16 protein-coding genes and 1 pseudogene are annotated in these 17,214 nt (G+C 71.5%); 6 read left to right on the top strand and 11 right to left on the bottom strand.

Annotation, left to right across the window (positions count from 1 at the left end; genetic code table 11):
* Positions 1 to 49 precede the first annotated feature (49 nt).
* On the top strand, positions 50 to 1,708 hold the full coding sequence (locus J8403_RS05275; RefSeq protein WP_211122106.1) for a serine hydrolase domain-containing protein: 1,659 nt from the start codon (positions 50 to 52) through the stop codon (positions 1,706 to 1,708).
* Positions 1,709 to 2,132: 424 nt separating this feature from the next.
* Here the strand turns inward: J8403_RS05275 and J8403_RS43460 are convergent, their stop codons facing one another.
* Positions 2,133 to 2,291 carry a hypothetical protein gene (locus J8403_RS43460; protein ID WP_246585699.1) on the bottom strand — a complete coding sequence of 53 codons (159 nt, stop codon included), beginning with the start codon at positions 2,289 to 2,291 and terminating at the stop codon, positions 2,133 to 2,135.
* A 1-nt stretch (position 2,292) separates the two neighbouring features.
* The gene (locus J8403_RS05265) at positions 2,293 to 2,574 is read right to left on the bottom strand and encodes a hypothetical protein (RefSeq protein ID WP_211128719.1); all 282 of its coding nucleotides are present in this window, start codon (positions 2,572 to 2,574) and stop codon (positions 2,293 to 2,295) included.
* 158 nt (positions 2,575 to 2,732) lie between these two features.
* On the opposite strand from J8403_RS05265, the gene J8403_RS05260 reads away from it, so the two are divergent.
* The 3 genes from J8403_RS05260 to J8403_RS44695 all read left to right on the top strand — a co-directional run bounded on the left by J8403_RS05260 (position 2,733) and on the right by J8403_RS44695 (position 5,464).
* Positions 2,733 to 3,902 carry a helix-turn-helix domain-containing protein gene (locus J8403_RS05260; protein ID WP_211122104.1) on the top strand — a complete coding sequence of 390 codons (1,170 nt, stop codon included), beginning with the start codon at positions 2,733 to 2,735 and terminating at the stop codon, positions 3,900 to 3,902.
* A 98-nt stretch (positions 3,903 to 4,000) separates the two neighbouring features.
* Positions 4,001 to 4,642, top strand: a complete 642-nt coding sequence (locus J8403_RS05255; protein WP_246585698.1) for a TRADD-N-associated membrane domain-containing protein — start codon at positions 4,001 to 4,003, stop codon at positions 4,640 to 4,642.
* 402 nt (positions 4,643 to 5,044) lie between these two features.
* A complete protein-coding gene (locus tag J8403_RS44695; protein ID WP_211122103.1) occupies positions 5,045 to 5,464 on the top strand; it encodes a helix-turn-helix domain-containing protein in 420 nt (139 codons plus the stop codon).
* Here J8403_RS44695 and J8403_RS05245 read toward each other — a convergent pair.
* The 4 genes from J8403_RS05245 to J8403_RS05230 form a co-directional block, all read right to left on the bottom strand.
* Positions 5,437 to 6,027 carry a dihydrofolate reductase family protein gene (locus J8403_RS05245; protein ID WP_211122102.1) on the bottom strand — a complete coding sequence of 197 codons (591 nt, stop codon included), beginning with the start codon at positions 6,025 to 6,027 and terminating at the stop codon, positions 5,437 to 5,439. The genes J8403_RS44695 and J8403_RS05245 overlap by 28 nt on opposite strands.
* Before the next feature lie 107 nt (positions 6,028 to 6,134).
* On the bottom strand, positions 6,135 to 7,091 hold the full coding sequence (locus J8403_RS05240; RefSeq protein WP_246585697.1) for an HpcH/HpaI aldolase/citrate lyase family protein: 957 nt from the start codon (positions 7,089 to 7,091) through the stop codon (positions 6,135 to 6,137).
* Positions 7,081 to 8,292 (bottom strand): CaiB/BaiF CoA transferase family protein, encoded by a 1,212-nt coding sequence (locus J8403_RS05235; protein ID WP_211122101.1) that lies wholly within the window; start codon positions 8,290 to 8,292, stop codon positions 7,081 to 7,083. Before J8403_RS05235 ends, J8403_RS05240 begins: the two co-directional genes overlap by 11 nt.
* A 112-nt stretch (positions 8,293 to 8,404) precedes the next feature.
* Positions 8,405 to 9,349 carry a LysR family transcriptional regulator gene (locus J8403_RS05230; RefSeq protein ID WP_211122100.1) on the bottom strand — a complete coding sequence of 315 codons (945 nt, stop codon included), beginning with the start codon at positions 9,347 to 9,349 and terminating at the stop codon, positions 8,405 to 8,407.
* A 144-nt stretch (positions 9,350 to 9,493) separates the two neighbouring features.
* Between J8403_RS05230 and J8403_RS05225 the strand changes: the two genes are divergently transcribed.
* Positions 9,494 to 10,801, top strand: a complete 1,308-nt coding sequence (locus tag J8403_RS05225) for a CitMHS family transporter (protein ID WP_211122099.1) — start codon at positions 9,494 to 9,496, stop codon at positions 10,799 to 10,801.
* 187 nt (positions 10,802 to 10,988) lie between these two features.
* Here J8403_RS05225 and J8403_RS05220 read toward each other — a convergent pair whose 3' ends face one another.
* The 3 genes from J8403_RS05220 to J8403_RS05210 all read right to left on the bottom strand — a co-directional run bounded on the left by J8403_RS05220 (position 10,989) and on the right by J8403_RS05210 (position 15,633).
* Entirely contained in the window at positions 10,989 to 12,053 is a 1,065-nt protein-coding gene (locus tag J8403_RS05220) for a zinc-dependent alcohol dehydrogenase family protein (protein ID WP_211122098.1), read from the bottom strand.
* A gap of 83 nt (positions 12,054 to 12,136) precedes the next feature.
* On the bottom strand, positions 12,137 to 14,542 hold the full coding sequence (locus tag J8403_RS05215) for a GH92 family glycosyl hydrolase (RefSeq protein ID WP_246585696.1): 2,406 nt from the start codon (positions 14,540 to 14,542) through the stop codon (positions 12,137 to 12,139).
* Positions 14,543 to 14,841: 299 nt separating this feature from the next.
* A complete protein-coding gene (locus tag J8403_RS05210) occupies positions 14,842 to 15,633 on the bottom strand; it encodes an SDR family NAD(P)-dependent oxidoreductase (RefSeq protein WP_211122097.1) in 792 nt (263 codons plus the stop codon).
* Between the two features lie 114 nt (positions 15,634 to 15,747).
* Here J8403_RS05210 and J8403_RS05205 point away from each other — a divergent pair.
* A pseudogene (locus J8403_RS05205) lies at positions 15,748 to 16,048 on the top strand (metal-sensitive transcriptional regulator).
* 8 nt (positions 16,049 to 16,056) lie between these two features.
* On the opposite strand, the gene J8403_RS05200 reads toward J8403_RS05205, so the two are convergent.
* Positions 16,057 to 16,830, bottom strand: a complete 774-nt coding sequence (locus tag J8403_RS05200; RefSeq protein WP_211122096.1) for a sulfite exporter TauE/SafE family protein — start codon at positions 16,828 to 16,830, stop codon at positions 16,057 to 16,059.
* Positions 16,827 to 17,192, bottom strand: a complete 366-nt coding sequence (locus J8403_RS05195) for a rhodanese-like domain-containing protein (RefSeq protein WP_211122095.1) — start codon at positions 17,190 to 17,192, stop codon at positions 16,827 to 16,829. Before J8403_RS05195 ends, J8403_RS05200 begins: the two co-directional genes overlap by 4 nt.
* Positions 17,193 to 17,214: the final 22 nt, after the last annotated feature.

The following is a 17,214-nucleotide window of genomic DNA, read 5'->3' as shown; positions in this document are numbered from 1 at the left end:
GTACGCACACCAATGTGGTGGCCGCCCCGCTCCCGGTGGGATGAGCGCCATGCCGATCCCTAGCTGCAAACGTCTCTTTCACCTGGCCATCGCCCTGCTCATCGCCTCGACGGCGTTGTGGTGCCCGGCGGCCGCGCACGCCACCACCTCAACCCGCCCCACGCTGAACGCAGCCTCGATCGACGCCTACGTCAACGCCTATATGGAGCGTACCGATCTGCCGGGCGCCGTGGTGGCGGTCACCCGGGGCGACAAGCTCGTCCACGCGGCCGGATACGGGCACACCGCGGCCGGGAAGGCCATGACCGCGCGGACGCCGGTGCCCGTGGCCTCGCTCTCCAAGTCCATGACCGCCCTGGCCGTCATGCGGCTGGTCGAGGAGGGCCGAGTCGACCTGGACCAGCCGGCCCATCGCTATCTGCCCGAGTTCACGATGGCCGACCGGCGGGCCGAGAGGATCACCGTACGGCAGCTGCTGAACCAGACGTCGGGCATGGCCGATTCCGCCTACCCCGACCTCACCCGGCCCCAGGCACACACCCTCACCGAGGCGGTCGCGGACATGCGCGGCGCCCGGCTCGCCGCGGATCCCGGCACCGAGTGGAGCTACCACAACCCCAACTACTTCGTCGCCGCACGGCTGGTCGAGGTCGTCAGCGGCCGGCCCTTCGCGGACTACCTGGCCACCCAGGTGTTCCGGCCCCTGGGCATGACCCGCACCGAGTCGGTCGACACCACCGATGACATGCCCGATCACGCCCGGGGCTACGTCCGCGCCTACGGCATGATGTTCCCGCGCCCCCACCCCCGCTGGTTCACGGCCGGCGGCCACGGCGTCGTGACCACGGCGGATGACCTCTCCCGGTGGCTGATCGCCCAGAACAACCAGGGCGTGTCAGCGGCGGGGCGGCGCGTGGTCTCCGCACGGAGCATCGAGGTCATGCACACCCCGCCGAAGGGCCGCGAGTACGCGATGGGCTGGTCCGTGAGCCCGGCCGGGGAGGGGCCCCGGCAGATCCGGCACACCGGTGAACTCCTGACCCACAACGCCATCCAGACCCTGCTGCCCGACAGCCGGACCGGCATCGCGATCGTGACCAACACCGGCATGATCTCCGGGGACGACGCCGCCGTCATGCTCGATGGCCTGGTCGACCTGGCCCAGGGCAAGTCCCCGACGGTGCGGACTCCGTTCACGATGAAGGCCGACTACGTCCTCGCGGCGCTGACCCTGCTGGCGGTCGCCCTGGGCGTGCTCGGGGCCGTACGGGCACGCCGCTGGGCGCGTCGTACCGCGGGCCGGCCGCTGTGGCGACTGGGCTTGCGCATGCTGCCCTGCGCCGTCCCCATCGTCCTCTTCGCCCAGCTCACCAATCTGGTGGGCCTGTTCATGAACCGCGAGGGAACCCTGGCTCAGCTCAGCTACGTCTGGCCCGCCCTCGTCATCTGGTCGGCGGCGGCCGCCCTGGCCTCAACCGCGGTGATCGCCGCGCGGTCGCTCGCCGTGCTCCTGGCCCGGCGGAGCCGTGTTCTACTCTCCGAGGGGCCGATAGGTGGCGATGATGATGCCGGTGGCCGTCGGGGTCGCGTCGGCGAGACTGAACGCGACGGGCCCGAAGCCGTCGGAGTACAGGCGGCGCCCGGCGCTCAGGACGAGCGGGTGGACGCAGAGCAGGTATTCGTCGACGAGGCCCAGCGGGGAAAGTGACTGGATCAACGCGCTCGGACCTCTTTCCGGACGCACCGCTCTGGCTCCGATTCGGTTGCGGCTGGCCATCGCCGCCTGACGGCTCGGTGGGGTCCGGTTTCCAACCGACTTGGGAAGCGGAACCCTATATGTCATGAAGCAAAGAGTTCGGGCAACTGATCGATGAAGCCCTTGAGGACGAAGAGCACGATCGACAGAATGCCGAATACGCCGAGGATGGCGAGCGTCATGGCCCCGTCCAACTGACTCGGTACCTTCAGATCAGGTGACCGAGCGGAGATCATGCGCAGGGCATCCTCTGAGGATCCAGCAGAGGTCTTTCCACCTCTGAATACGTTCACGTTAGCGCACCGCCCTAAGGCAGGGTGTCAAGGCACAACTGAGCCCCACCCCAATTGTGACCGGGGTGGGGCTCAGGCGCTGGTCAGGCGGAGTCCGGTTTTCCCAGGAGGAGTTCGTCACCGGCGGGGAAGCGCGCCGCGCCCCCTTCCTCCCAGGTGACCACGACGGCTAACCCGCCTATCGGCCCCTGGGCGGTCGACGCCTCCTTGACCGTGCGCCACTCGCCGTCGTAGCCGATCACGTCACCCGGGCCGATCAGGGCAGCGCACTTGGTGGGCAGGCTTAACCGTTCTCGTCGGCGGGCCGGATGCGGTCCAAAGGGGCTTCCACTCAAGGCCACCTCCCCTCGGCCGCATGAACGCTGTTTGGCTGAACAGCTTTCCGGTGCCCTTGACGCGCTCCTCGATCACGCCTTGCAGCTCGCCCGTCTGACCGGTCTCGGCGTCTTCGACGAGTGTGCCCTTTGGATACGGCAGATCGCCGTGGCTGAGTACCGTCGGCGGCTTCTGTTCTGTCTGTGTCATGATCTCTCGTCCCACTTGGGGGTATGTGGCTCACCCAAGAGAACTGCCGCCGTGCAAAGCGAACTTGCACACGTCTTGCACAGGGCGCAGGCGCTTGAGTGCTGAGAGTGAGACGATGGATGAGAGGTAACGCCAGTCGAGTGGGGAAGACGCACACTATGAGCGCGACCAAGATTCCCGGACCTGGTGCGAATGTCGCTGTCTGCCGCAAGGCGCGCGGCTTCAGCCAGGTTGCCCTTGCCCGGCGTGCTGGCGTGTCGGTTTCGCTGCTCAGCAAGATCGAGGTAGGCGACCGCGCGCTGACCCAGGGCATTGCCGCCGCTCTCGCTCAGGCAATGGGGCTGACGCTGGATGAGCTGCTGGGCACGGCCCCCGTCGAGCGCGCCGACGAGAACAGCCTTGCCGCCCTCAATTACGTCATTCGGCGGTTCGACATCCCCGACACGCCGCCGTCACACCCCGAGGACCTTCCTCGAGAACTGGCCGAACTGAACGAGCACCGGTACCGGACCGAGCTGTCGGCGGTGTTGCAGAAGCTCCCCAGTCTGCTGGCCAACGCGACCAACTACGCGCACGCCACCCAGTCGCCCGACGCCTGGACGCGTGTCGCCGACACGTATTCGGTTGTCTACTGGCTGGCCGCCCGACACCGTTGGATGCACCTTGCCGAGCTGGCCGTCATGAAACAGCGGCTGGCCGCCGAGCGTGCGCACCCCATCGCGGCCACGGTGGCCGCCCGGGACGAGGCCGGAGCCTTCCTGAACTCCGGAGACTTCGCAGGCGGGTTGGCCATTGTGGACCGCGCCATCGTTGAGGCCGAGTCCACCCTTGAGGGGCGCGACCGCGCGTTCGGTCTGGGCATTTTGCACCTTCGCGGTCTGACGCTGGCCGGTCGGCTCAAGGACAAGGCCGCTGCCGAGGAGCACATCAGGGCGGCTTGGCAGACGGCCGAGGAGTACGGCGAGGACGCCGACGAGCATGGCATTCACTTCGGTCCGGACCAGACGGCCACCCATGTCGTCTCGACGTTCTCCGACATGGACCAGCATCGCCGCGCGCTGGACACTGCCGCCGACCTGATCCGGGGCGGCACTGACCTGCCCGCTACCCGCATCGGCCCCCTGCACATGAACCTGGGCCGCTCACACCTCGCACTCGGTGACCGTGACTCCGCCCTCGCCTCACTTGAGGATGCGTGGGAGATCGCCCCGGAGATGGCCCGTGTCCATCCGACCAGCCAAGAGCTGATGCGTGTGCTCACGTCGCTGCACCGACGCAGCAACCCGAGGCTTACGCGGCTGGCCAAGCGCGCTGGCGTGCCCTTCTGAGGTCAGCCGTCATCGAGAGCAGGGACCCACTCCGGTACTCCTACTAAGCTGGCGTGAGTTGGCTGTACGTCAGTTGCCGTGAACCCGGGGGGCCGAAGATGGCGGACACCACAGAGGACGATGACGGCATCCCTGAGTCCGGGATCTCCGGTGGGATGGCGCACGGTCCGGTAGTGCAGTCGGGCGTCATCAGCAACATCCACATCAACGGAAGTGTCAATAGCGGGCATGTGTATCAGGCTTCTCGCGATCTAAGCCTTCCCGAACGGCGACAGAAGTTCCACTTCGACTTCCTGAACCACACGCTGAAGCAGGCAGAGTGGACGTTCCGCCTGAGCGTGTTGTTCATGACTGGCGGCTCCTTAATCATCCTTGCGGGGGGAGTGCTGGCGCTGGTTCACGCCGGTAACCCTGACCTCAGCTACCTGCCGTTGGTGACGAGCCTGACGGGTGCACTGATCACGGTCGGCGGCGGAGCGCTGGCGCTCCACTCGAAGCGAACCATGGCCAACCTGACGAAGGCGGCCGAGGACAACGAGAAGAAGATCGACATCGATCACAAGCTCGAAATCGCGACGACGTTCATCGACCGGGTTGCAGACTCGAAGCAAAGGGACGATCTCAACTCTGCTGCCGCCATGAAAGCACTCGACATGGACGCGGCCCCGGAAATGATGGTCAACCGGCTGCTTCCGGAGCAGCCGAATAAGGAGATAGAGCCGGGCGGTTCGACGAACTGAAGGCCCGGGGCGGCGTCTTCGGGGGGCTTGTGCTGGCGGGTGCGGCCGGACGCCCCGCGCGGGTACGAGAGGCCGCCGGAGACCCCACGGGAGACTTGGACAATGTATGCCCGTGCCCGCTGGCCGGAGCGCCGGACTGCCGGGCGTCATGTTGAGGCCCCGGGAGCTCGCTGGCCTTACTTCGCGTGATCGGCCTCCTCAATACTTCTCGTGACAGCCGCGGAGAAGGCCGGCGGCCCCTACGGTCCGTGCGCCATACGCAAATTGCGCAGCTCGACCTGCGTGCTCTCCTCCAAGTAGCCGGGTGGCACAGCCCTCGGCCAGGGCCCCGCTTCGGCGGTGCGGCCCCAGGTTCCGCGCCGTGTTCGGCACCCGACGCAACGCCGACGACGGGAACCCCCAATGCGTGCACCTACATTCAGCCCTGACGCGTTGGGCCAGATCCGGCGCCAGCGTGGTGTGACTCAGCGGAAGCTCGCCGCCGCGATCGGCCGCGACTTCACCTCGATCTCGATGTACGAGAACGGCCGGTCGACGCCCCCGGTCGACGTGCTGGCGGCCATCGCCGATCTCCTCGGAGCCCACATGGACGACTTCGTCCGGACGCCGGCCGAGCTGGGCATCGGCGCGGCACACGATGGTACGGCCCCGACCCTCGACTCCCTGTCGGCCGCGCTGAAGACGGCCCTGACCCCCGGGACCCGGGCCCGGGCGAGGGCCGTGGCGGGCAGGATGCGCACCGACGGGACGACGGTGGCGGCGAAGCTGCTGCTCGCCGCCGGGGCGTCGGATGGTCAGGCGTGGTCTCCGAGGGGCCGATAGGTGGCGATGATGACGCCGCTGTCCGTCGGGGTCGCGTCGGCGAGACCGAACGCGACGGGACCGAAGCCGTCGGCGAACAGGCGGCGCCCGGCGCCCAGGACGAGCGGGTGGACGCAGAGCAGGTATTCGTCGATGAGGCCCAGCGGGGAAAGTGACTGGACCAACGCGCCGCTGCCCATGATGTGCAGGTCGTCGCCCGGGGTCCTCCTGAGCTCGGCGACCGCCGCGGGGACGTCGCCGCTGAGCAGTGTGGAATTGGGCCACGGAAGGGGCTCGGCCAGGGTGTTGGACGCGACGTACTTGGGGGCGTCGTTGAGGGCGTCGCGGAACGGGCTGTCCTGGGTGTTCCAGTGGCCCAGCACCTCCTGGTAGGTGCGGCGACCCAGGAGATACCCACTGCTCGCGGCCAGCCGCCGCCCCCACGCCCGCCCGACGGCCTCGTCCCCGTCCCGCTCGGCGGCCCAGCCGCCGAGGGCGAACCCGCCGCGAGTGTCCTCATCGGCCCGGCCGGGCCCTTGCATGACACCGTCCAGGGTGACGTGACTGATAACGACGATCCTCATGGCACTCCCGTCTCGCTGTTTCGCTTCTTCGTCCGGTGTCTGTCCATGACTCCGGACCACGGCGAAACTCATCGGCTCCGGCCGGGGCGCATGGGGCGGCGGCGTCCTCAGCCCCCTCCGTGGCGGGCCAGGGTCTGGCGGGCCGTGGCCGCCATCGCCTCGTCCACCATCCGACCCTCGAAGCGCACCGCCCCGGCCCCCTCCGCCTGCGCCCGCTCCACCGCCGCGATCAACCGACGGCAGCGGGCCAGCTCCTCCGCGTCCGGGGAGAACACCTCGTTGACCACCGGTACATGGGACGGGTGGATCACCGCCATCCCCTCGTACCCCAGGGCGCGGTTCTGCTCGGCGAAGCGCCGCAGCCCCGCGAGGTCCGCCACGTCCGCCCAGAGCCCGGCCACCGGATGGGGGCGGTCCGCGGCGCGGGCGTCGAGCAGGGCGCGGGCCCGCAGTTCACGGGTCTCCTCGCCCTCCGGGCTCCAGCGGTAGCCGATCGCCCGCTCCACATCCCCGCCCGGGGCGGTCACCGCGCCCAGGTGGGCGATCCGGGCGGCGGCCCGGCCGATGGCGTACGCCTCGCGCAGTCCGCGCGCCGTCTCCAGCAGTGGCAGCAGGGCGAAATGACCCTCGGGCAGGCCGTGTTCGCGCTCGCACCACGCCAGCAGCCGGTCGGCGGTGGTCACGTCCTCCGGGCCGCTCACCTTGGGCAGCACGATGCCGTAGAGCCCGGGGCGGGCCACCGCTCGCAGGTCGTCGGCGCCCTGCCAGCCCGTGGCCCGGTCCAGCGCGTTGATCCGTACGAGCAGCCGCATCGCACCGGGGGGCGTCCTGGCCGCCCGGTCGACGGCCCCGGCCACCGCCTCCCGCGCTGCCGCCTTGCCGTCCTCCGGGACGGCGTCCTCCAGGTCGAGGATGGCCGCTTCGGCGCCCGCCGCCTCCGCCTTGGGAAGCCAGGCGGTCCGGCTGCCGGGCACGAAGAGCAGGGAGCGCAGGGGGACGCGCCGCGTCGTCACGCCCGCCGCGCCCGTCACGTCCGTGGCGTCCGTAGCGCCGTCAGATGACACCTTCGGCCTCCAGTTTCGCCAGCCGTCCGTCGTCGATGCCCAGCCACTCCCCGTAGACCAGCGCGTTGTCCGCGCCGAGCGCGGGGCCGGTCCGCCATACCGCGCCGGGGGAGCGGTGGAAGCGCGGGATCACCGACTGCATCCGCACCGGGCCGAGGTCGGCGTCGTCCACCGTGATGATGTCCTCGCGTTCGGCGTAGACTGGGTCGGCGGCGATGTCGGCTGCGGTGAACACCCGCGAGGCCACCACCTCGGCCCGTTCGAACGCAGCCAGGCACTCGGCCGCCGGGCGCGCCGCGACCCAGTCCCGCAGCGCCGTGTCGAGCCGCTCGCGCCCCGCGTGCTGCTGGTCCACGGTGGTGAACTCCTCGTCGGGCAGGCCCAGCAGCCGCACCACATTGCGCACCGAGCGGGTGGTGGCGGAGGTGACGGTGAGCCAGTCACCGTCGGCGCTGCGGTAGGTGTTGATGACGGCGGCCGGGGCGACGGCCAGCTGGTTGCCCGCCCGCTCGGGGGCCGCGCCGAGCTGGTCGTACGCGATGATCTGCCACTCCACCAGGCGGTACAGCGGCTCGAACAGCGCCAGGTCGATCCACTCGCCGTCGAAGTCCGGGTCGGTGTCGCGGCGGTGCACGGCGGCCAGGATCGCGAACGCGCCCATCAGCCCGGTGACCGCGTCGCCGTGCGAGAAGCCGGTGTGCACGGGCGGGCCGTCCGGGAAGCCGGTCAGATGGACCACACCGCTGCGGGCCTCGCCCATCTTCCCGAAGCCGGGTGCGTCGGCGCGGGAAGAGGTCGCGCCGAAGCCGGAGATCTGCAGCAGGATCGCGGTGGGATTGAGCGCGTGGACGGCCTCCCAGTCCAGGCCCCAGGCGCGCAGGCGGCCCGCCCGGAGCGTCACGATCACCACATCGGCCCAGGCGATCAGCTCCCGGGCGACCTCCCGGCCCTCCTCGTGGTGCAGATCCAGGGTCACCGAGCGCTTGTTGCGGCCCGCCACCTTGAACCAGAGCGGAACGCCGTCGCGCCGCGGCCCCATCGCCCTCGCCGCGTCACCGGAGCCCGGCGGCTCCACGTGGACGACGTCCGCCCCCTGGTCGGCGAGCATCCCCCCGGCGAGCGGGCCCGCCACCACATGGGCGAACTCCACCACCTTCAGCCCTGTGAGCTGTCCCTGCCGTGTGCTGGTCCGGTCCTCCATGCGGCCAGGCTGCGGGGTGGGGCGTATGCGCGTCCAGCAATGAAGGGGGATCAATTCATGCGGATCTCGCAAGGATCTCTATGGGACGTCGCCGCTGAACAGCGCCGCGGCCTCACCACGCCCCGTCGTCCGCCTCCTCCCACGCCACCCCCGCCGGCAGGGCATCCGCGGCGGAGCGGAACTCCTCCAGCTGGTCCAGGAAGCGGCGCGCCCCCGGCGGCAGGGTGCGGCGCGTCGGCAGGACGACATACAGCCGGCGCTCCACCACCGGCCCCACCAGCGGGCGCCGCACCAGCCGGCCCGGCACCACCAGCGGATGGACCAGGGCCGGCAGCGCGGAGACGCCGAGCCCGGCGGCCACCAGCCCGCCCACCGTGGCCACGTTCGACGCCTCGGCCGCCGGGTTCGCCTCCATACCGGCCTGGGCGAAGGCCGCGTCGGTCATCCGGCGCACGCTGGAGTCGGTGCCCACCGCGAGAAACGGCTCCCGGCCCAGCTCCTCCCAGGTCACCTCGTCCCGCTCGGCCAGCGGATGGTGCTCCGGGAGCACCGCGTCGAAGCGGTCGCGCACCAGCGGCCGCAGCCGTACGCCGGGGGCGCGCCGGGCCACCGTGCTGACCGCGAAGTCGGCGTCCCCGTCGACCACCCGCTCCAGCACCGAGCGTTCGAGCCCGTCCAGCAGCCTTACGGTCATCTCGGGGCGCCGCGCGCGGAAGGCGGAGATCACCGGCGGCAGCAGCACGGCCGCGACCGAGGGCAGGGTCGCCAGGGCCACCGCGCCGCGCTCACCGGCCCCGTAGCGCCCCAGCTGGGCCAGGCCCGCGCGGTGCGCGGAGAGGATCTGGTCGGCGATCCGCAGCGCCTCGGCGCCCGCCGGGGTGAGCCGCACATTGCGGGTGTCCCGCTCCAGCAGCCGCATCCCCAGCGTCCGTTCCAGATCGGCGACCGCACGGCTCAGCGACGACTGGGACACATGCAGTTCGGCGGCGGCCGCGGTGAAGCTCACGGCGCGCGCGACCGCCGCGTACGCGGTCAGCTGGCGCAGGGTGACGTCCATGCTCCGTGAGCGTAGGCGCGGTGGCCGCGCGGCGGAACTGTTGCGCAGATCGCATGGATAGATCTGTGTTCAATGCTGGACGCGGATCTATCCCCGCTCGGACACTCTTCGGCAGCACCCGACCGGACGAGGAAGCGAGCGGCCATGCTGGCAGCACTGGGATTCTGCACGATCGGCGGCTTCCTGCTGCTGACCATGTTCAAACGGGTCTCGGTGCTGGTCGCTCTCGTCCTCACGCCCGTGGTCACCGCGGTCATCGGCGGCTACGGCGACGATCTGGGCCCGATGGCGCTCGACGGGCTGTCCAAGGTCGCCCCGACCGGCATCATGATCGCCTTCGCGGTGCTCTACTTCAGCCTGATGATCGACGCGGGCCTCTTCGAACCGCTGATCCGAGCCATTCTGCGCGCCGCCAAGAACGACCCGGTACGGATCACGGTCGGCACCGCCGTGCTGACCGTGTGCGTCGGGCTCGACGGCGACGGCGCCTCGACCTTCCTCATCAGCATCTCCGCGATGCTCCCCGTCTATCAGCGGCTCGGAATGAGCCGGCTGGTGCTCGCCGGGGTGGTCGGCCTCGGCGCGGGCGTGATGAACATGATTCCGTGGGGCGGGCCGACGGCCCGCGCCGCCGCGGCCCTGAAGATCGACACGTCCGACATCATCATGCCGCTGCTGCCCGCCCTCGCCGCCGGAATCGCCTGGGTGCTCCTCGCCGCCTATCTCATCGGACGCCGTGAGCGGCGGCGGCTCGAAGCCCTCGAGCCCGCCCCGCGGGCCGAGGTGGCGGTCGGGGACGGCCCCGGCACACCCCGGGTCGTCGCCCGCCCCGGCCTCGCGCTGACCGCCTTCAACCTGCTGCTCACCGTGGCACTGCTGGTCTGCCTGGTGCTGGAGGCCATGCCGCTGCCCGTGCTCTTCGTCTTCGCCTTCGTCCTCGCGCTGCTGGTCAACCACCCCCGCTGGGAGGACCAGCAGGAGCTGCTGGAGAAGCACGGCAAGAGCGTGGTGCTCGTCATCACGATGATCTTCGCGGCCGGGGTGTTCACCGGCATCCTCGGTGGCACGGGCATGATCGGGAAGATGGCCGAGGCGCTGGTCGACATCATCCCCGACGGGCTCGGCGGGCATCTGCCGGTGCTCGTGGCCGTCACCAGCATGCCGCTGAGCCTCGTCCTCACCCCGGACGCCTACTACTTCGGCGTGCTGCCGGTGCTCGCCGGGACCGCCGACGCCTTCGGCACCGACCACGCCGAGATCGCCCGCGCCGCCGTCCTCGGCCAGATGACCACCGGCTTCCCGCTGAGCCCGCTCACCGCCGCGACCTTCATCCTCCTGAGCATGAGCGGCGTCCAGCTCGGGGAGCACCAGCGCTTCCTCTTCCGCTGGGCCTTCGGCACCACGCTCGTGATGACCGCCGCCGCCCTCGCGACGGGCGCCGTGCCGCTCTGACGCTCGTGGCGGCGGCCCTGGCCGGGACGGCTACGGCGAGGGCGGCCCGGTGAGGCGACTCGGCCAGGAGGCCCCGGCGAGGCGGCTACGGTGCGGGCGGCCCCGCTCCGGCCAGTGCGGTCTCGCCGCGACGGCCCGGCTGACGGCCCCGGCGTGGCGGCCCGTCAGCTCCCGCCAGGGCAGCCCGTCAGCTCCCGGCCGAGGGCGGGCGGTGCGGTTCGATGACGGTGACCCCGCCCCTCCCGCCGGACGCCATCGTGGACAGCGCCTCCGGGACCGCGTCCAGCCCGATGACATCGGTGACCAGCAGATCCGGCCGCAGCGAACCGGCCTCGACCATCTCCATCATCGGGCCGTAGGCGTGGGCGGCCATGCCGTGGCTGCCCAGCAGGCGCAGCTCCTGTGCGATGACCCGGTCCATCGGGATCATCGGGGTCCCGGCGGCCGGTGGCAGCAGCCCGACCTGGACATGGCGGCCGTGGCGGCGCAGGCTCTTGATGGACGCCGCGCAGGTCCGCGGCGAGCCCAGCGCGTCCAGTGAGACATGCGCGCCGCCGCCCGTGGCGTCCGCGACGGCCTCCGCCACCGAGCCCAGCGTGGACGCCACGTCCACGCACACCGCCGCGCCGAACCGGGCCGCGAGGGCGAGCGCTTCCGGTGAGATGTCCACCGCCACCACCCGGGCCCCCGCCGCGGCGGCGATCATCACCGCGGACAGCCCCACCCCGCCGCAGCCGTGCACCGCGACCCACTCGCCCGGGGCGACCTGACCCTGGGCCACGACGGCGCGGAAGGCGGTGGCGAAGCGGCAGCCCAGACCGGCGGCCGTGGTGAACGACAGCTCGTTGCGTATCCCGACCAGATTCACATCGGCGTTCTCGATCGCGACATATTCGGCGAACGAGCCCCAGTGGGTGAACCCCGGCTGCGTCTGCCGCTCGCACACCTGCTGGGCGCCTTCCGCGCAGGCGGCGCAGCGCCCGCAGGCGCATACGAACGGCACGGTGGCCCGCTGCCCCGGGCGCCAGTTGAGGACGTCGGGGCCGATCTCCTCTATCACTCCCGCCAGCTCATGGCCGGGGACATGCGGCAGCCGGATGTCCGGGTCGTGCCCCATCCAGCCGTGCCAGTCGCTGCGGCACAGCCCGGTCGCCTCGACGCGGATCACCACGCCGCGCGGGGAGGGAGCGGGGTCCTCGACGCTCCGGACCTCGGGCCGGCGCCCGAAGTCGTCGAACACCACAGCACGCATGGACACCCGCTCCCTCGCTCGACCGCACCCCCGGGCCCGTGTGTCCAGGCGGGCCCTAGAACCTACACCACAACCGGCCGGTATCAGCCCTTGCGGGTGGCGCCCACCGACGGCGGCTCCGCGTCCGGGCCGGTGCCCCAGGACGACGGCTCCGTGGACAGCCGGTGGGCCAGCTTCCCGCCGTGGGCGACCTGGCCCCAGTCCAGCCAGGTCCGCGCCACGTCACGGCCGTTCAGCGAGACGCTGCGCACGTACCGCTTGGTGTCGCTCGCGCCCGGGGCGGTGACCGTCAGCGTGCCGCCCTGCCGGGTGCCGTACCGCCCGATGCGGACCACGGCCGAGGCGAACTGCGGGCTGGACAGGGCGAGGAAGTCCCCGCCGCTCATCGTCGGATACAGGCCCAGCGAGGAGAAGACGTACCAGGCCGACATCGTGCCGAGGTCGTCATTGCCGGTCATCCCGTCCGGCCCGGTGGTGAACAGGGTCATCGCCGCCCGCACCGCGGTCGCCGCCTTCGCGGGCGCGCCCGCCCACAGATACATGTACGGGGCGTGCAGATCGGGCTCGTTGTTGGGGTTGTAGGTGGGCTTGCCGTAGTAGTCGTACGGGGCGGAGATCCAGTCCTTACGGGCCGTGCCCGCCGGGTCGGTGAGCAGCTTGTCGTAGGCGAAGAAGTCGTCCAGCCGCTTCTCGGCCGCCCGCCTGCCGCCCATCAGCTCCACCAGACCCGCCGGGTCCTGCGGCACCAGCCACTGGTACTGGTAGGCGCCGCCCTCGTGGAACTGCTTGCCCGCCTCCACCGGGTCGTACGGGGTCACCCACGCGCCGTCGGCCGTGCGCGGCCGGAAGTGCCCGATCGACGGGTCCCACAGCGTGCGGAAGGTCTGGCCGCGCTCGGCGAACATCCGGGCGTCGGCGCGGTGTCCGAGGCCGCGCGCCATCAGGGCGAGCGCGGCGTCCGCGGCGGAGTACTCCAGGGTGGCCGAGGCGGGGTGGACGCAGTCGTTGTCACCGCCCTTGTCGGCACAGTCGGTGCCGAGCTTCAGACCCGAGGGGACGTAGCCCAGCTTGCGGTAATAGTCCACTCCGGAGCGGCCGTTGTAGGGCGAGTCGGCGGGCGGGGTGCTGGTCGCGTTCTTCTTCAGCAGCGCGTACGCCTCGTTCTCGTGCCCGGCCAGCAGCCCCTTGGACCACGCCTCGACGAGGAACGGGGTCACCGGGTCGCCCGTCATGATGTTGGTCTCGCTGTTGGCCAGCGCCCAGCGCGGCAGCCAGCCGCCGTCCCGGCCGATGGCGACGACCGACAGCGCGACATCGCGGGCCACCCCCGGCTCCAGCAGCTCCAGCAGCTGGTTCTGCGGCCGGTAGGTGTCCCACAGCGAGAAGTTCTGGTACGGCGTGTAGCCGGAGGCGGTGTGGACCGCGCCGTCGAAACCGGTGTAGCGGCCGTCCACGTCGCCCGCCACATTGGGGTGCAGCTGGGCGTGGTACAGCGCGGTGTAGAAGGCGCGCTGCCGCTCCTCGGTGCCGCCGCCGACCCGGATCGCGTCGAGCTTCTCGCGCCAGGTGTCGTGCAGCGCGGCGCGGGTGGCGTCGAAGTCGTAGGAGTCACCGGTCTCGGTGGCGAGGTTCTTCCGGGCGCCTTCCGGTCCGGTGTACGACAGCCCGACCTTGACCACCACGTCCCGGTCCTGGCTCGCGTCGAAGGTGGCCCAGGCGCCGTTGCCGCCCTCGCCGGCCGCCTCGCGTGAGCCGGGGGAGGGGGTCGTACCGCGCCAGGTGCCGTAGGAGGCGAAGGGGCGGTCGAAGGTGGCGGTGAAGTAGACGGTGTGCCGGTCCTTTCCGGCGCAGAAGTTCCCGGCCTCCACCCGGCCCTCGACGGTCCGGTCCCCGACCACGCGGATCTCGGAACCGAAGACGTTCTGATTGGCCTTGGCGGTGTTGAACAGCACATTGGCCGCGCCGGTTGCCGGGAAGGTGTACCGCTGCCAGCCGGTGCGCCGGGTCGCGGTCAGCTCGGCGTCGATGCCGTAGGTCTTCAGGCCCACCCGGTAGTAGCCCGGGGTGGCCTCCTCGTCGTCATGGCTGTAGGTGGAGCGGTAGTGCTCCGGGTCGACGTCGGTGACCGCGCCGGTCGTCGGCATGATGGGCAGCTCGCCCGCCACCCCGCAGCCGACGCCGGACAGATGGGTCTGGCTGAAGCCGTGGATGGCGTTCTGGTCGTAGTCGTAGCCGCCCTGACCGCCGGTGTCCGGGCTGACCTGGACCATGCCGAACGGGGCGCTCGCCCCGGGGAAGGTGTTGCCGAAGTTCTCGGTGCCCACGAAGGGGTGGACCAGCGAGGTGGGGTCGGCCGGAGGGTCCCCGGCCGCGGAGGCGGCCGCCGCGCCCGGCGGCCCCAGAAGACCGCCGCCCAGCAGCGCCGCCGTCATCACCCCCGCGACCGTGCCCGCTATGCGCGCACGGATTCCACCGATCAGCGACCGCATGGGACGCACCTCCGCTTGACAACGTTGTCCGACCAGGGTCGCGAAACTTTGGCATGGGGGCCGGTCGGTGTCAATGACCCGTGCGCGGACGGTCATTGACACCGCCCGCGCATCAGGCCGTGGCGCTTAGCGCTCCGTGGGATGGGCCGTGATGTGCCGTCGTTCGTCCGCGGCGCTGTCGTGGCTGGTCCCACGCGGCGGAGCCGCATATCGACACAGCCGCGGCGGAGCCGCATATCGGCACAGCGCCGCGCCCCTTGGCGCCGCTGCCGAACCGCAGCCGACGTCAGCAGGTCCGCTCAGCGCTTGCCGCGCTGTCCGTCGGCGAGCTGACGGGACGTCTCCCCGGCGCCCGCACTCCGCTGGGCCCGCTCGGCGAGGGTCGGGAACAGCCCGCCGAGGGCGCTGCCCAGACGCAGCTCCAGCGGGGCCACGTTTACCTCGGCCCGGTTCCGCTCGATGGCCCGGATGGTCGCGGCCGCCACCCGGCGGCTGGAGATCGTGCGGACCCCGGTGGGGAGGGACGTGCCCGCGTCGGCGAACATCCCGGCGTCACCCACGAATCCGGGCTGTACCAGCGAAACCCCCACCCCCGTGCCATGCAGGTCCTGCCGCAGCCCGAGGGTGAAGCCGCGCAGCCCGAACTTGGCCGCGTTGTAGAGCGCGGCGCCGGGCGAGGCGGTACGGCCCGACAGCGAGCCGATCATCACCAGCTGACCGGATCCCGACTCCATCATGCGCGGTGCCATCAGTCGCGACAGCAGCATCGGTGCGCGGAGATTGACGTCGAGGGCGCGGTCCAGCTCCTCGGGCCGGTAGTCCAGGACCGGGCCGCTGGAGGGCAGCGCGGCGTTGGCGATGAGGATCCGGGCCTCCGCCGCCTCCTCGACCAGGCGCTCCAGATCGGACCGTTCGGCCAGATCGGCGACGATCACCCGGCCGCCCAGCCGCTCGGCCAGCGGCCGCAGCACCTCCTCACGGCGCCCGGTGAGCAGCAGCTTGGCACCCTTGGCCGCGAGCGCGTGGGCCAGGGTCTGCCCGATGCCGCCCGTGGCCCCGGTGAGCAGGACGGTCGTGCCGTCGATCCGCATGCGTTCTCCTCCGGTTACGGTCCAGTACGTTCCGGCACGGTACTGGGTATGCGCTCCGCGCCGGGCGGGGACCCCGGCCCGGTCCCGTAGGGACGCGCGGCATGCGGCGGAGCGATGACCGTGCGAGCCGCGGGACCCGGGCGCCTGGATCTGAACCGCGGCGGGGGTGGTCCCCTCAACCGGCTGCGGCGGGCGCAGGTGCGGATCGCGGGGATCAGCAAGGTGATCGAGGACGGCCGGGACCGGCGAGGAGGTGATCACGCAACTGGCGGCGGTCTCCCGGGCGCTGGACCGGGCCGGGTTCGCGATCATCGCCACCGGTGTGCGGCACTGTGTGGCCGAGGGTGGGCAGGCGGCCGGGGACCGGGAGCAGATGCGCGCGAGGTGGGAGAAGCTGTTCCTGTCCCTGGCGTGAGAGTTGGGTCATGTCAGTGCGTCGATGAGCATGAGGGCGGCCACGGCCAGCAGCAGGCACGCGAAGACCTGCTGGAGGCGGGGGCCGGAGACGTTGGCCGCGAGCCGTTTGCCGTCCCAGGCACCCAGGACCGCGGCCGCGGTGAAGGGGCCGATGACCGCCCAGTCGAGGGTGGTGGCGGCGCCGGAGCGGGTGGCCAGGGAGGCCAGCGAGTTCACCGTGATGACCAGCAGGCTGGTGCCGACGGCGGCCTGCATCTCGAAGGACAGGACGGTGACCAGGGCGGGGACGGCGAGGAAGCCTCCGCCCACCCCCAGGAGCCCGGTCAGGGCGCCCAGCCCGGCGCCTGCTCCCGCCGCTTTCGCCGGGCGCGTCCGCCGGCTGGTGCCATCCGCTCTGCCGGTGGTGCTGTCTGCTCCTGTGGGGGCCGGTCGAAGCATGCGGGTCGCGGCCAGGGCGGCGATGACGGCGAACGCGAGGGTGAGAACTGGCTGAGGCAGGCGGGCGGCCGCGGCGCCGGCCAGTGCGGCGGGCAGGATGCCGGCGGCGGCGAACGCTGTTCCGGCCCGCCAGCGCAGGTGGCCGGCGCGGGCGTGGGCGTACAGGGCCGTCAGTGAGGTGGCGGTCACGATGAGCAGGCTTGCGGTGGTGGCCGCCGCGGGGCTGAAGCCGAGCAGGTAGATCAGGGCCGGGACGGCCAGGACGCTGCCGCCCCCGCCGAGGGCGCCCAGCGCCAGGCCGACGACGGCCCCCGCGATCAGGGCCAGGACCAGAGCACTCACGCTATTCGGCCGCCCTGCCCGCCCTCGTCGGTCACCGGCAGTCCGGCCCTGACCCAGGCAGTCATGCCTCCGGACACGTCCACGGCGTCGATGCCGCGGAAGACCGGCAGCTCGGCGGTCTGCTGCGCGCGGCGCCCGGAGCGGCGGATCGCCACCACCGGCCGGCCCCGCACGGTGGCCGGCCGGGTGGCTCCGGCCAGGAGGCGAGTCAGCGGCAGGTGGACGGCGCCTGGCGCGTGCCCGGCCCTCCACTCGGAGGGCTCGCGGACGTCCAGCGGCACGGCAGTGCCGTCACTGGTACGGGCACACGCCCGCTCGGGGGCAAGGCGGCTGTGACCGCGACGGAAGCGGAAGAGGAACATCACGTGCCTTCGCTGTGCGGGT

This window comes from Streptomyces yatensis, from assembly GCF_018069625.1.
GTDB lineage: Bacteria > Actinomycetota > Actinomycetes > Streptomycetales > Streptomycetaceae > Streptomyces > Streptomyces yatensis.
This window is presented reverse-complemented; position numbering and strand designations above follow the sequence as displayed.